The following is a 14,434-nucleotide window of genomic DNA, read 5'->3' on the forward strand; positions in this document are numbered from 1 at the left end:
CGGTTTACCACCGCCGGAGCCGTACCCCCGTCATGGCGCTGCTCATCGGGACGAACGACGGCGTCGTTCGCTCGGCGGATGGAACGCTCGACGACACCGAACGGATGCTCGACGCGGGCGATACGCTCCGCGTGCGGGTCTTCGACGGCGTGGCGTTCGCCACAACGAGAACCGGACTCTATCGCTCGATCGATGGCCACTCGTGGACCGATCTCGACGTGCCGCGCGAGGAGGTGTTCTCGGTCGTCACGAGTCCCGACGGTGAGCGCCTGTATGCGGGGACGCATCCCGCCCACCTGTACGTCTCGACGGATGACGGAGAGACGTGGCGCGAACTCGATGGGTTGCAGGACCTCCCGAGCCGCGGGGAGTGGCACACGCCGCGCCACCGCGACGAGGCCCACGTCCGTAGTCTCGGGACCCACCCCGACGCCCCCGACCGACTGGTCGCCGGCGTCGAGGTGGGCGGTGTCCACGTCAGCGACGATGGGGGTGAAACGTGGAGCGAACGGCGCGACGGCGTCCACGGCGATATCCACCACGTGCTCGTGCTCGACGCCGAGGAGTACGTGGCATCCTGTGGCGACGGTCTCTATCGAACGCACGACGCCGGCCGATCGTGGACGCGACTCGACGAGAACCTCGATCACCGCTATTTCCGTGAGGCCTTTGCGATGGATGGACAGTTGTACGCCGCCGCGGCGCGCGGGTCGCCGCCATCGTGGGACGGGCCGCGGGGTGCCGACGCGGCGCTGTTCGAATCGACGGACGGGGGAGACTCCTTCGAGACTGTGCCATATCCCGGCGCGCCAGACGAAATCGTTCTCGCGTGGGCGAGTCACGACGGGCGGGTGCTCGCCGGAACCGACGGCGGACGGGTGCTCGCCCGCGAACGCGATGGCTGGAGCACGCTCGGCGAGGTGCCCGCGGCGGTTCGCTCGCTTACCGCGCTTTGAGACGTGCGCTCGTGTCGTTTCGCGCATGGGACAGTGTAATCGATTTCGGTTGCATCAGTCGTTCGTCGGCGCGTAGCTTTAACCCTCGGCGACCGAAGGGCGGGTATGCTCGTCGACGGGTTCGGCCGCGAGGTCTCGGGGGTGCGCGTCTCGCTGACCGACCGGTGTAACTTCGACTGCGTGTACTGTCACAACGAGGGCCTCGGCGACACGCGCGGGCCGATGGAGGCCGCTGACGACGAGATGGACACTAATGAAGTGGTGCGATTTCTGGAGGTCGTCCGCGAGTTCGGCGTCGAGAAGGTGAAGTTCACCGGGGGCGAGCCGATGCTCCGCGAGGATCTGGAGGAGATCATCCGGCGCACACCCGAGGGAATGGAGACCTCGCTCACCACGAACGGGACCTTCTTGCCGGGCCGTGCCGAGGACCTCCGGGAAGCGGGACTCGACAGGGTAAACGTCTCACAGGACGCCCTCGACAGGGAGGATTTCGCCGAAATCACGAAATCCGGTGCGTACGAGCGCGTTCTCGAAGGTGTCGAGGCCGCACTCGATGCGGAGCTCGACCCGGTGAAGCTCAACATGGTGGTTTTCGATGGCACGGCCGAATTCATCCCCGAGATGGTCGACCATGTGGGGGCGAACTCCGGTCTCCAGCTCCAACTCATCGAGTATATGCCCGAGATCGCCGGCCATCCCGAGTGGGCCATCGACATCGCGCGCGTCCACGACTGGCTTTCCGAGAGAGCGGATCGGGTCGAACACCGCGAGATGCACGACCGGCGGCGCTACTGGGTCGATGGCGGGATGGTCGAAATCGTCGACCCCGTGGGCAACGAGACGTTCTGTGCGAACTGCCATCGGGTGAGAGTCACCCACGAGGGCTATCTCAAGGGCTGTCTCAATCGCAACGACGACCTCCGGCCGATGGGTGCGATGAGCAAGGACGAGATCCGCGACGCGTTCCGGGAGGTCGTCGCCAACAGAGTGCCATACTACGGCGAGTACATGATCCGCGACGGCGACGGCGGTTGGGAAGTCAACGAGGAGTACGTCGGCGCATAGAGCGGCAGGTCGCTGATTTTCACGCCGACCAGTCATCGGCTTCGAGCGCCCGCTCGGCGGCGGCGAACTCCTCACGGGTGTTCACGTTCGTGAACGTCCGCAGGTCGGCGTGCTCTCGAAGCTCGTCTTCTTCCACGACGACACAATCGAGCGACGATAGCGCTGCCCGAAGTTCACGATCGCCCCGGGAGAGCGCGCGCGCGCAGGCGTCGGCCATTCGTTCGGTGCGATAGACGGCCTGTGTGGGTTGCAGCCAGCCCTCGTGTCGGGGCACGGCCGCGTCGTGACCCGCCGCGCGCTCGAACAGGTGCGAGAGTAGTGTGGCGTCGACGAACGGCATGTCGGCGGCCACGACGGCGGCGTACTCGGCATCGAGCGCACGAAGACCGGTGTGGACGCCGATCATCGGTCCGCCGTCGGGCTCGGGGTCCACGACACACCGGACGTCCATCCCCGAAAGCGCCCGCTCGATTGCAGCCGTCTGGTCGGCACGACAGCTGACGAGCAGTTCGTCGAGGTCCGATAACCGGTCGGCGACCCGTCGAACCATCGGTACGCCCGCGAGGTCGGCGATGACCTTGTCCTGCTCGCCGAACCGTCTGGAGCGACCACCGGCGACGACGAGGCCGCCACGCCGTGGGTTCGAGCGCTCGGAAGCGATGTAATTCCTTCGCCCGAAGGCGCTTCGGTGTTTCGGCACGTCAGTGCGATTCTACGGTGTCCCGTCAGTCGGTCGCCGCTTCGGTTGCGGTCCCGGCGGGATGGCTCGCGCCCTGGAGTTTGCCGATCCGCCAGCGGAGGACGCCGACCGTCACGAGCCCCACGACGAGCGCGCCGTTCATGATGTACAGCGCGCTCGTGTAGTTCCCCGTCGATTCGAGGATGAGAGAGGCAAGCTGTGGGCCGGCCACGCCGGCGACACCCCACGCCGTGAGCGCGTAGCCGTGGATCGCGCTGACTTCCTTCGTCCCGAAGAGATCGCTGAGGTACGCCGGCAGACAGGAAAAGCCGCCACCGTAACACGTGATGACGAGGAAGATGATCCCTGCAAGGAACCAGACGCCCGTGATCTGTGGCATCACGAAGAAGGCCACGATCTGAATGGCGAAAAAGGCCGCGTACGTCGTCGTTCGGCCGATGTAGTCCGAGAGGGTGGCCCAGACGATGCGGCCGCCGCCGTTGAAGATGCCGATGTAGCCGGTGATGAACGCGGCGGTCGTCGCGCTCGCGCCGGCGATCTGCTGGAGCATCGGCGAGGCGAACGCGAGCAGCATGATGCCCGCCGAGACGTTGATGAAGACGATGAGCCAGACCATCCAGAAGCGCGGCGACGTGCGCGCCTCCTTGGCGGTGAGGTTGGTGATTCCCGACAGCGCGCTTCTGGCTTCCTCCCGGTTCTCCGGCGTGTTCTCCATTCCGTCGGGAAGCCATCCGTCCGGCGGCTTGGCGAGATAGCTCGACCCCGCCGCCATCAGGACGAAATAGAGGATACCCAGGGCGAAAAACGCCGTTGCGACGCCGTAGCCCTGAATCAGGAAGTTTCCAAGGGGACCGGTGAGTAGCGCGCCGGCACCGAAGCCCATCACCGCGAGCCCGGTCGCCATCCCGCGGCGGTCGGGAAACCACTCGACGAGCGTCCCGATAGGCGTGATGTATCCGAGGCCGATACCCATCCCGCCGACCACGCCGAAGGTAGCGAGAAACAGCGGGAGACTCCCAAGAAGAACGCTCACGCCGGAGCCGACCATCCCGAGACCATAGAGGACGGCCGCGGCCAGCCCGGATTTCCGGGGACCGTACTTTTCAACGTAGCTCCCGAGGAAGGCGGCCGTGATGCCGAGGACGAACACCGCAATGGAGAACGCGGTGGTCACGCTGCCCGTACTCCACCCCTGTGCCTCGTTCAGCGGTATCTGGTAGATGCTGTACGCGTAGATACTCCCGATCGAGAGGTGGATCGCCACGGCCGACGCCGCGATCAACCACCGATTCTTGCCCGTTTTCGTGCTTGACACACTCTCTCGGTGTTTCCGAAATAATTACTGCGTTCGGGTCACGTCAACATACTCCGGTTCGCCGAACGATCGAGCATCTCCCGTATGATACTGTCGTACCGTACGACGACCGACTCGTCACGAAATCCGGACGTGCGTTCGTCCGGCCCCGAGCAGCGGTTCGGCGATGCCCGCGTGAACGAAGACGCTCCCCCGTCGAATGCTCTCGCTGATTTCGACTGTGAGTTCGACGCGTCCGGTTGCGCTCTCGACGACGACGCGCTCGCCGTCGGCCACTCCGCGGGCATCGGCATCCGCCGGATGGATGGTGAGTGTCTCGTCGACTCTCCCCATTCCGCTTCCCATCGTCGTCGCGGCGACGTCGCCGCTGCGCGAACCGGTGAGCAACACCAGTTCGTCCGTATCCTCGTCGGACGACTCGCCGAGAGGGACCGGCACGAACGGCGCGCGGCGCTCGCCGTTGGCGAACTCTCCCCGATGAAGGACGTCTGTTCCTTCGTCCGCGCCGGCGGGGAACGGCCAGCGCTGGCTGCCCGTGCCGATACCCTCGTAGCTCATGCCCGCGTACTGTGGGTTCACGTCGGTGAGTTCGGCGAACACCTCCTGTGGATTCTCGTAGTCGAATCCATCACCGACGAGGCGCTCGCCGAGCGCACAGAGAACCTCGAAATCGCTGCGCGCCGCGCCCGGCGGTGATTCGAGCGCGCGCATGCGCTGGACCTGTCGGTCGATATTGGTGACCGTTCCTGCCTTCTCCGACCAAATACCCGCCGGCAGCACGACGTCCGCGTGAGCGGTCGTCTCGGTGTGGGTGACGTCCTGCACGAGCAGGAAATCGAGCGATCGGAGGCCGCGTGCGACGTTCTCAGTCCCGAGTTTCGTCACCGCGGGGTTCTCGCCGAGAACGAACGCACCGCGGATTTCTTCGCCAAAACCACGCACGAGGTCGATTTCCGTCGGTCCCGGCGCGGCGGGCGGTTCGACGCCCCAGACGTCGGCCACCTTTGCACGCGCCGCCGCGTCGGCCACGGGACGACCGCCGGGCAGTTGGTGGGGGAGCGCGCCGGCGTCACAGGCCCCCTGCTCGTTGTTGAGGCCGCGAAAGAGGTTCATGCCCGCGCCGCGCTTGCCCAGATTCCCCGTGAGCAAGAGGAGGTTCAACAGCGCGTCGGCGGTGGCGCTGTCGTCCGGGTCGTCGCCCTCAACCCCGGTGCCTGCGACGACGGCCGCCCGCTCGGCCCCACCGAACGCGCGGGCGGCTGCCTGGATTTTCGTCGAATCGACACCCGCTCGCTCGGCGAGCGTTTCGCCATCCATCTCCCCCACTGCTGCGGCGAACGCCGCGAATTCCTCGGTTCGGTCGGCGACGAACTCCTCGTCGACCAGTCCCTCGTCGAGAATCGTCTTCACGAACAGTGCGACCACGAGCGCGTCCGTGCCCGGTCGCGGCGCGATGTGCGTGTCGGCGAGGCGGGTCGTCGTGTTCGCGCGCGGGTCGATGTGGATCAGGTGTGCGCCACCGTTGACTGCGGGCCGAACGTACGAATCGAACGCGACCGGCTGCTGGTCGGCCGGGTTCGACCCGATAATCAGAAAGACCCCGGTTTCTGTGAGACCAGCGATCGAGTTCGTCATTCCGCCGGAGCCGAGGCGCTCTTCCATCGCCGACACGGTGGAGTCGTGGCAGAGCCGAGCGCGGTTGTCGACGTTGTTCGTGCCGAGGCTCCGCGCGAGCTTGCCGAAGAGGTAGTTCTCCTCGTTCGTGCAGTGTGGCGCACCGAGAAATGCCAGCGCGTCCGGGCCGTGTTCGGTGATGATTCGCTCGAACTCGCGCTCGATGCGGTCGTAGGCCTCGTTCCAGAAAACAGGCTCGAGGTCGCCGTCCCGTCGCATCAATGGACGAGTAAGTCGGTCCTCGTCGTCGAAGACGTCGAAGGCCGCGATCCCTTTCGGGCAAAGTTCTCCGTTCGCGTTGACGGGTGCGCCCGGCCAGCCGCGCGCGCGGCCGGTCGTCTCGTCGTAGCGGACGCTACAGCCGACCGCACAGAGCGGACAGATGCTTTTGGTGTCCTCGCGTGGCTCGTTCATCGGTTCGATCCGTCGACTCGTTCCTTGGGATGACGGACGCAAAAGGGTTCCTGGCTGAAGTCTAAACTGCCATCTCAGACTTCGTCGGGCTTGGTGATCTCGTGTGTCCCGGATGGTCCTTGATCCTCGGACGATCTGGACGGAGCGATCAGACACGTCGTGTTGGTGGGTTCGCCACCGACCACCTCGAATTCGTGCTCGGTCTCGGGCGGCGTGACGATCGTGTCACCGGCTTCCGCGTGGAACTCTTCGCCCTCGACTTCCCAGTACATCTTGCCGGTCCGCACGAAGATGATGTGCGTCTCCTCGTGCGTGTGTGGCTCGCTGGCTTTGTCTGGGCCGTGAGCACGCACGTCTACTTCGCAGTCTTCGAGCACGATGTGTTCGTCTTCGTCCTCGCTTCCGATGAACGGGTGGTACGCTGTTGTGTCGGGTTCAGTCATTGTTTTCATCTGTTTGCTCGCGCACTGCTCGTCAGGGTTCGTGTCGTGTAGGATTAGCCTTTCTGCTGGGACTATATCCTCGACACGGAGGCCGAGATGGCTTCGGCGGACGGGGATTCGGAACGGACGGTCGTTTTTCCGGGAGACGACACCCTTCGTGAGAGAATAGTATTTGAGGCCGCCATTGCTCCATGAGATCATCGATGAGTACGAACGGCTCGGCGTCTACGACGCGAGATGCTGCCGGCGAAGAACAGGACGTCACTCCCTTGGAGCTGTTTTTCGATCTGGTGTTCGTGTTCGCGTTCACTCAGGTTACCGGCTTCCTCGTCGAGAACCTCACGTGGACCGGGATGGCGCGTGGCGCGGCGCTGTTCGCGGCACTATGGTGGGCGTGGGTCACCTACTCGTGGCTCACTGGTGCAGTGCCCGCCGAGGAGCGCCTCCCCGCACGGCTGGTGATTCTCACCGCGATGGTGGCCATGCTCGTCGTTGCGCTCGCGGTCCCTGACGCGTTCGGCGACGACGCGGTACTGTTCGGGGGCGCTTACTTCGTCGTTCGACTGTTGCACGTCGCACTCTACGCGGTCGCCACCCCGCCTGAAACCCACGACGCGGTCCTACGAGCTTCACCGGGATTCTTGGGTGGACCGGCGCTGCTCGTTCTCGCTGGGTTCCTCGACGGGCCGCTTGCAGCCGTCCTCTGGGTCGTGGCACTCGCTGTCGATTACGGCATCGTGTTCGTCCGCGGTGTCGAGGGGTTTCACGTCAACGTCGGACACTTCGTCGAACGTCACCGGCTCGTGCTCATCATCGCGCTGGGCGAGTCGCTCGTCGCCATCGGCGTCGGAGCCGAAGGGTTGAACCTCAGCGCTTTGGTCGTTCTCGCGGCGTTGTTCGGCATCGTTCTCGTCATCGCGCTGTGGTGGCTCTACTTCGATTACGTCGTGCTCGCCGCAGAACAGCGCCTCGCCAGAGAGAGCGGCCACCAACAAGCGATACTGGCGCGCGATTCCTACAGCTACATCCACCTGTCGATGGTCGGGAGCATCATCTTCATCGCACTCGGAATCGAGCAGACGATCGCCCATGCCGGCGAGCCGCTCGGGACAGTCGCCGCCGTCGCGCTCTTCGGTGGCGGTGCACTCTATCTGCTCGGCCACAATGCCTTCCGGTTCCGCGACCACGGCACCGTCAGTATCCTCCGACTCGTCGTGGCGGTCGTTGCTCTCGTGTTGCTCATCGTGGCCGTGCGGGTTCCGGCTATCGTTGCCCTCGCGGTTCTCACCGCGCTATTCGTCGGACTCGCGGCTTACGAGACGGTGCGTTCCGAACACCGGAGCAGATTCCGTGCAGGCTGACCGACGAGTCGTTCCGAGAGATCCAGTCTCGAACGTAGTTCGCGAGCGAACGATCCTCTCGCTGGCTAACTTCGGGCAAAGGTTGTTGATCAGATCCAGAAAGGAAACGGGCGAACGATTATGGCCATCCACTGTGAAAGAGAGTGGTATGACGGACTTCGTCTCGGTGGCGACGACCGACGAACTCGACGACGGCGAGGGAACCGTCGTCGAAGCGAACGGCCACACGATCGCACTCTTCAGAGTCGAGGGCGACTTTTACGCCATCGGCAACGAGTGTACGCATGAGGGTGGACCGCTCGGTGAGGGGGACCTCGATGGAACGACTGTCACCTGTCCGTGGCATGGCGCACGGTTCGACGTCACCTCCGGCAAGGTGCTCGAACCGCCCGCCGACGATTCGGAGCCGGAATACGAGGTCCACATCGACGGTGATACGGTTCGCGTCGGCGTTTGAGCCGCCCGGAGAACTCCTTAGAGACGCTTTCGCTTCGGCCAACGCTCGCAGCCCCCATTCGCAACGGTAGTGCTCGCTCGACAGTCGCTCCTCAGACCCCGACACTGGTAGAGATGAGCCGAATCCCGATAATGGCCAGCAAGACCAACACGAATTCGTCGATGTATCGATCCGGCAGCAGATGGCGAACCCGTCGTCCGCTCTCCACACCGACCAGTCCGACGAGTGCCGCTCCAACCGAAAGCCACACGAGCGCTCCTGTGCCGTAGAGATCGAATGCCCATGCCGCGCCGACGCGGATCGACGAAATACCGAGGAAGATCAGCGCGAGAACTCCCACGAAGATCGACCGCTGGAGATCGAGGCTATCGAGATAAGCGACCATCGAGACGCCGACGTTACTCGCTCCGAAGATCAGCCCGCTTCCGAAGCCGATCCCGAGTTGGGCGTTCGGGTGTCGTTCGAAGTAGTTCGACGTGACGTGTCTCTTACCGGGGACTGGAACCGTATCCTGCGTGAACGCGACGTACCCCAACGTAAACACACCGAGTGCGACCGTCAGTATCGTCGTCGGAATCCACTGGAGTATCGCCATTCCGACGACGGTTCCAATAGCGGCCGCCACGATGAACGACGCAAACCGACGCCCGCAGGTCCGTAATCGGTCATGGTCGAGCTCACGTACGAGCGGGACGTTCGAAACAAACACCGGGATGATCATGAGGACGACGGCCTGCTGTGGACCGAGAACGGCCGCCGACCCGACGGTTCCGATGAGTGCATAGCCGAATCCAGTGATGCCAGTCACGGTTCCGGCGAAGAACACGATGCTCCCGACGAAAACGAGGACTTCCATCGAAAAGCCAACCATCTCGCTATGAACCTCCTACCCGGGCGTTCTCCAATCTATCATAACGTTTCGCGCAGTCGTGGCCGACTGTGCAACCTGACTGACCAAGACGTTCCAAACACTGATTTGTTAGTTCAGTCACCGATTGGATCATTCCTCGCTCGAAAACCCGATCTCTGCGTGCGTTCCATCGCAGAACGGTTTGGTCCCTGAACCACCACAGCGGCACAGAGCGGCATCGCTATCCTGGACTGTCGAGTCGTCGTCCGTCCCGTGGAGTTCGAACGCGCCGTCAAGGAGGGCTGGTCCATCCGGTTTCGGGACCACCTGCAGCGTGCCTCCATTGTCTACGTCTTCGGCTCCCTCGTGGTCTTCCGGTATCGAACTATCGGCCTCGAAGTCGGCCTTCGCGTGACTGTTGTCACAGAGTGGTTTGTTATCCGACAATCCACAACGACACAGCGCGACCCGTGTGTCCGCGAGCAGCGTTTCGTCGTCGGGTGTCGTAATCTCGATGTCGCCGTGGAGGTAGAGCGGTCCATCGGGTGCCACTGTGACCGAGTTCTCGTCCGGAATGGTTTCTGCGGGACCGTCGCCCGTTCGCTCGAAATGGAGTGCACCGGTGGGACATGCCGTGATGACGTCCGCTAGCTCGCCGGCCTCGGCGTTGTCAGGGTCGATCCACGGTCGCTTGTCGGGGTCGAACACCTCGGGCAATCCACGGACGCACTCTCTGACGTGAATGCACCGTTCGACGTCATAGCTAACCTCGATCTCCTCGCCGGAATATTGGTGAATGTCTTCTTTCATCGTGAATCACTCTCAGTTAGTGCTGTACTCAGGGTACCGAAGCACGTTAACATTGGGCATTTGCGCTTCCCATCGCTGCGAGCAGTCCGTACCGAGTGTGTCTACATGGAGACTACACCCAACTTCTGATCAGCAGTAATCTACCTTCGACGGACGAATTGCTCCCTCCGATGGTCGATGAGGTCGGATTCCGGAGGGCAGAGTGTTCCACACGGGCGGTAACCTTGCTGTCACCCGCTGCTTCGGATGTTAGCGGAGACATAAATGGTTCCGCCGCGTTAGATATGACACGATGTCACCGACAACACCGGGACTGCATCACGTGACTGCCATTGCGAGCGATCCGCAACGCACCGCCGAGTTCTACGTCGAAACGCTCGGTCTGCGATTCGTCAAGAAGACCATCAACCACGACGACAAGTACACCTATCACCTCTATTTCGGCGACAGCGAGGGCACGCCCGGGACGAACATCACGCTCTTCCCGTGGGGCGAGCGCGGCCGTTCGGGACGGTTCGGCGACGGACAAACCCGAACCACGGCATATTTCGTTCCCGAAGGCTCGCTCGACTACTGGCGTGAGCGACTGGAATCGCACGGGATCTCGGTTGATGGCCCGACCGAACGGTTCGGCGAGACCGTCATCGAATTCGACGATCCGGACGGCATCACGCTCGCGCTCGTCGCCACGGGCGATGCACCGGACGGACAGCCATGGGTTGATAGCCCGGTCCCCACGGAGCACCAGTTGCGCGGCTTTCACAGCGTCACCCTCGCGGTTAGCGAGATCGATCCAACCGCCACGGTGCTAACCGATGGACTCGGCTACGAATTCGAATTCGAAGAGAACGGTCGTCGCCGCTATCGCTCCGACGCTGGCGGCCCGGGCTCTATCATCGATATCGTCGAGACCGATCACGGGCGGGGACGAATGGGCGTCGGCACGGTCCACCACGTCGCCTACAAGGCCGAGGATACGGACGAACAGGAGCAGTGGCGCGAGCAACTGAGCGAACAGGGGCTTCGCGTCACCGACATCGTCGACCGGGTGTACTTCAAATCGATCTACTTCCGCGAACCGGGCGGCGTCCTGTTCGAGATCGCCACGATGGAACCCGGCTTCACTGCCGATCAGAGCCAGGACGAACTCGGCAGGGACCTCGCGCTACCGGAATGGTTAGAGGACGAACGCGACGAAATCGAGTCTCGCCTCCCGTCGTTCGAGAGTCCGTCGGTCGACCCCGATACCAACCGATAGCGATACAGCCGCTTGCCGTCCGTCCTTGGGTTCAGTAATTCCCCCCCCCTTCACTCGATTTTTGAGCCCCATCGGATGACGTATCTGGCTCCGCAAGTAGTGTGGTTCTGGCAGCTTCACTCGTGCCACCCCGTGATCTCGGTGTATTGGTCAGCCGGAGGTAATCGAGTGGCACGCCTGATACCAGGTTCCGCGGCTGTCAGTCTCATCTTTTAATAGGGCGAGAGTGTAGGCCGAACTGACGATGCTCTACGATCACGTCGGCGATCTCGAACTCCGAGTCGATGAGTACGATCTCGAACAACACGAGCGGGACACGTCGAGTGGTTTCACTCGCACGACGACCGTCGTCTCGTTGCACGGCGACGGCGAAACCGGGCAGGGCGAGGACGTTACCTACGACAACGAGGCCCACTACACTCTTCGCGATTCGTCCGAGGAATTCCCCGTCACGGGTGAATACACCCTCGACGAGTTCTCAGAACGGTTCTCCGAGATCGATCTCTTCGTCGGGAACGAACCGACCCAATCGATCTTCCGGAACTATCGGCGGTGGGCGTTCGAGAGCGCAGCACTGGATCTCGCGTTGAAGCAGGCGGGAACGACCCTCGCCGACCGACTCGACCGCGAGTATAGTCCTGTGCGATTCGTCGTGAGCACGCGGCTCCAGGACCCACCGACGGGCGACCGCATCCGCGACTGGCTCGACCGCAATCCCGATCTCGAATTCAAACTCGACCCGACCTCGGACTGGACCGCTGCGGTGGTCGAGCGATTGGCCGACACCGACGCCGTTCGTGCGCTCGACCTCAAAGGTCAGTACCATGGAACGACAGTGGACCAACCCGCCGACCCCGACCTCTACGAACGGGTCGTCGAGGGCTTTCCGGACGCGCTCATCGAGGACCCGGAACTGAACGACGACACGCGACCGCTATTCGAAGGCCACGAGGAGCGTGTGACGTGGGACTACCCGATTCGGAGCGTCGAGACCGTCGAAGACCTCCCGTGGGAGCCAATGTGGCTCAACATCAAGCCCTCGCGGTTCGGCTCCGTCGAATCGCTGCTCGATACGATCGATTACTGCCGGGAGAACGACATCGGAATGTTCGGTGGCGGTCAGTTCGAACTCGACGTCGGGCGCGAGCACATCCATGCGGTCGCGTCACTGTTCTATCCGGACGCGCCGAACGACGTCGCACCTAAGGAGTACAACGCCCCCGAGCCAAGTAGCGGTCTTCCATCGAGTCCGCTTTCGCCACCGACGTCCCCACAGGGACTCGAGTGGAAGTAAAGAGGAGTCAAAAAAAGCCAGTACGATCGATTTTGATTCGGGTACAATCAAGTGTCCGCAAGTACGGAGTGGTTGTGTCGGAGATCTCCCAGAGAAGCTAAAAAGGCAGGGATCTCGGAGCGGACTCGTCGTCAGTGGATCGACCAAAGAGATTGTCACGTGATGTCATGACACCACTGTAACCACGTGTCTTCACTGTCCACGAATCGTTTTATTCAGTGTTCCCGAACACCTGCGTGTGACCTGCCCATATCTCGACTACCGCGACGAAGCCGGTGAACGCTCGTTCGACGAGCCGCGCGCGTACTGCACAGCAGCTACCACGTTCGTCCAGCCGATGCGCGCCGACATCTGTAACGACCGCTACGATCTCGACCACGAGACCGACTGTGAGATATACCGCGAAGCAGAAGCCGAAAATGGGGTATGAGGCGTATCTGAACGGCGAACCCGTCGTCATCACCGCCGCGCTGACCGGCGGCGTCCACGGCAAGGAAGCGAATCCGAACCTTCCGGAGACACCGGAGGAGATCGGGAGCGCAGCCGCCGACGCGGAGTCCGCCGGTGCCGCCATCGTTCACCTCCACGCCCGACGAGAAAACGGTGAACGTGCCTTTTCGACCGAACGTTTTCAAGCAGTGACGGACGCTGTGCGTGAACGGACCGACGACGTCATCATCCAGCACTCGACCGGCGGGACTGGCGCACCGATCGAACAACGGCGGCAGTCGCTCCACACCGATCCGTCACCGGAGATGGCATCGCTCGATATGGGACCGCTGAATCGTTACGTCCACCTGACCAGCGAGAACACGCGCGCAACCATCGATGCACTCTACGACGAAATGGCTGACCGCGGCATCAAGCCGGAACTCGAAGTGTTCAACGATGGTCACCGTAACGAAGTCCACGGACTGCTCGAGAGACGCGATCTCGACGACCCCGTGTACGCGACGCTCATCTTCGGGTCGGGGACGCTCACGCGCCCACGTCCACGGAATTTCCTGAATGCCATCGATGACCTCCCCGACGGCGCGATGTTCAACACGCTTGGTTTCGGCCCGCATCAGCTTCCCTTTACCACGATGGGAATTCTCTTCGGTGGGCACGTCCGTGTCGGTCTCGAAGACAACGTCTATTACCGACGCGGCGACCTCGCGGAGAGTACTGCACAACTCGTCGGGAGAACCGCAGACATCGCCGGAATCCTCGGTCGGGAGGTCGCAACGCCGACGCAGGCACGACGGATCCTCGGCCTCTGATTGCCGAACGTGGTGTGTTAGTCTGAATTCATGCTGACTGTGGGTTCCTGAACCCACTCCTCGGCCCACGCCTCGATTTCGTCGAAGACAGGACAGAGCGATGTCCCTTTCTCCGTCAGTGCGTAGTACGTCGCCACGGGGGCGTCCTCTTCGAGTCGGCGCGTAATGAACCCCGTCTCTTGAAGATCACTCAGGACGCGTGACAGCGTTCGAGAGCTCGCGTCAGTGGAGCGCTTGAGTTCGTTGAACCGCTTTTCACCCTCTTGGAGGTCGTGCAGCACGATGAGTCGCCACTGCGACCCGATCTGCTCCAACGAATCGATGACCGAACACGCTCCCTCATCGTACAGGTCGTCCACTTCCTTCCGCGTCTTGTTCACTGCCATGAGATGCTACCTAGACTATGATCTTCCGCACACATATAGGTTCGTATCCGAATCCGGTTACAAAGTGATACTGGAAATAGCCCATCCTCCTCCGGATAACACCCACACAACCTGGTATCACTAATGACAGCAAGATTATAAGTAGGTTCCAGAACGAACTAGATACTGTAGTGATACCGAATGCTGCTC

Annotated in this window: 15 protein-coding genes; 8 read left to right on the forward strand and 7 right to left on the reverse strand. The window is 62.5% G+C overall.

Going from position 1 to position 14,434, the window contains the following annotated elements; translation table 11 throughout:
* Positions 1-32: 32 nt before the first annotated feature.
* Positions 33-956: a WD40/YVTN/BNR-like repeat-containing protein gene (locus ACP97_RS03900; protein ID WP_049996525.1), complete on the forward strand. Its 924-nt coding sequence runs from the start codon at positions 33-35 to the stop codon at positions 954-956.
* Positions 957-1,061: 105 nt separating this feature from the next.
* Positions 1,062-2,021 (forward strand): GTP 3',8-cyclase MoaA, encoded by a 960-nt coding sequence (moaA, locus tag ACP97_RS03905; protein WP_049996526.1) that lies wholly within the window; start codon positions 1,062-1,064, stop codon positions 2,019-2,021.
* Positions 2,022-2,040: 19 nt separating this feature from the next.
* Here the strand turns inward: moaA and ACP97_RS03910 are convergent, their stop codons facing one another.
* From ACP97_RS03910 to ACP97_RS03925, 4 genes are all read right to left on the reverse strand, one after another.
* A complete protein-coding gene (locus ACP97_RS03910; protein WP_049996598.1) occupies positions 2,041-2,682 on the reverse strand; it encodes a molybdenum cofactor guanylyltransferase in 642 nt (213 codons plus the stop codon).
* 64 nt (positions 2,683-2,746) lie between these two features.
* Positions 2,747-4,036, reverse strand: coding sequence for an L-lactate MFS transporter (locus ACP97_RS03915; protein WP_049996527.1), 1,290 nt, complete (start codon positions 4,034-4,036; stop codon positions 2,747-2,749).
* A gap of 117 nt (positions 4,037-4,153) precedes the next feature.
* Positions 4,154-6,124: a molybdopterin oxidoreductase family protein gene (locus tag ACP97_RS03920; RefSeq protein WP_049996528.1), complete on the reverse strand. Its 1,971-nt coding sequence runs from the start codon at positions 6,122-6,124 to the stop codon at positions 4,154-4,156.
* A gap of 74 nt (positions 6,125-6,198) precedes the next feature.
* The gene (locus ACP97_RS03925) at positions 6,199-6,567 is read right to left on the reverse strand and encodes a cupin domain-containing protein (protein ID WP_049996599.1); all 369 of its coding nucleotides are present in this window, start codon (positions 6,565-6,567) and stop codon (positions 6,199-6,201) included.
* A gap of 203 nt (positions 6,568-6,770) precedes the next feature.
* On the opposite strand from ACP97_RS03925, the gene ACP97_RS03930 reads away from it, so the two are divergent.
* Both ACP97_RS03930 and ACP97_RS03935 read left to right on the forward strand, forming a co-directional pair.
* Entirely contained in the window at positions 6,771-7,928 is a 1,158-nt protein-coding gene (locus tag ACP97_RS03930; protein WP_049996529.1) for a low temperature requirement protein A, read from the forward strand.
* A 148-nt stretch (positions 7,929-8,076) separates the two neighbouring features.
* On the forward strand, positions 8,077-8,385 hold the full coding sequence (locus ACP97_RS03935; protein ID WP_049996530.1) for a Rieske (2Fe-2S) protein: 309 nt from the start codon (positions 8,077-8,079) through the stop codon (positions 8,383-8,385).
* Between the two features lie 91 nt (positions 8,386-8,476).
* Here the strand turns inward: ACP97_RS03935 and ACP97_RS03940 are convergent, their stop codons facing one another.
* Positions 8,477-9,256: a sulfite exporter TauE/SafE family protein gene (locus ACP97_RS03940; RefSeq protein ID WP_202593552.1), complete on the reverse strand. Its 780-nt coding sequence runs from the start codon at positions 9,254-9,256 to the stop codon at positions 8,477-8,479.
* 129 nt (positions 9,257-9,385) lie between these two features.
* On the reverse strand, positions 9,386-10,045 hold the full coding sequence (locus ACP97_RS03945; protein ID WP_049996532.1) for a CDGSH iron-sulfur domain-containing protein: 660 nt from the start codon (positions 10,043-10,045) through the stop codon (positions 9,386-9,388).
* 292 nt (positions 10,046-10,337) lie between these two features.
* Between ACP97_RS03945 and ACP97_RS03950 the strand changes: the two genes are divergently transcribed.
* The 4 genes from ACP97_RS03950 (at position 10,338) to ACP97_RS03965 (ending at position 13,859) form a co-directional block, all read left to right on the forward strand.
* Positions 10,338-11,303, forward strand: a complete 966-nt coding sequence (locus ACP97_RS03950) for a ring-cleaving dioxygenase (protein ID WP_049996533.1) — start codon at positions 10,338-10,340, stop codon at positions 11,301-11,303.
* 244 nt (positions 11,304-11,547) lie between these two features.
* Entirely contained in the window at positions 11,548-12,597 is a 1,050-nt protein-coding gene (locus ACP97_RS03955; RefSeq protein ID WP_049996534.1) for an enolase, read from the forward strand.
* 238 nt (positions 12,598-12,835) lie between these two features.
* Positions 12,836-13,027: a hypothetical protein gene (locus tag ACP97_RS03960; protein WP_049996535.1), complete on the forward strand. Its 192-nt coding sequence runs from the start codon at positions 12,836-12,838 to the stop codon at positions 13,025-13,027.
* Positions 13,017-13,859 (forward strand): BKACE family enzyme, encoded by an 843-nt coding sequence (locus ACP97_RS03965; protein ID WP_049996536.1) that lies wholly within the window; start codon positions 13,017-13,019, stop codon positions 13,857-13,859. The genes ACP97_RS03960 and ACP97_RS03965 overlap by 11 nt, the downstream gene beginning before the upstream one ends.
* 17 nt (positions 13,860-13,876) lie before the next feature.
* Here the strand turns inward: ACP97_RS03965 and ACP97_RS03970 are convergent, their stop codons facing one another.
* Complete coding sequence (locus ACP97_RS03970; RefSeq protein ID WP_049996537.1) at positions 13,877-14,245, reverse strand: winged helix-turn-helix transcriptional regulator; 369 nt, start codon at positions 14,243-14,245, stop codon at positions 13,877-13,879.
* Between the last annotated feature and the right edge of the window lie 189 nt (positions 14,246-14,434).

Source organism: Halococcus sediminicola, from assembly GCF_000755245.1.
Classification (GTDB): Archaea; Halobacteriota; Halobacteria; order Halobacteriales; family Halococcaceae; genus Halococcus; species Halococcus sediminicola.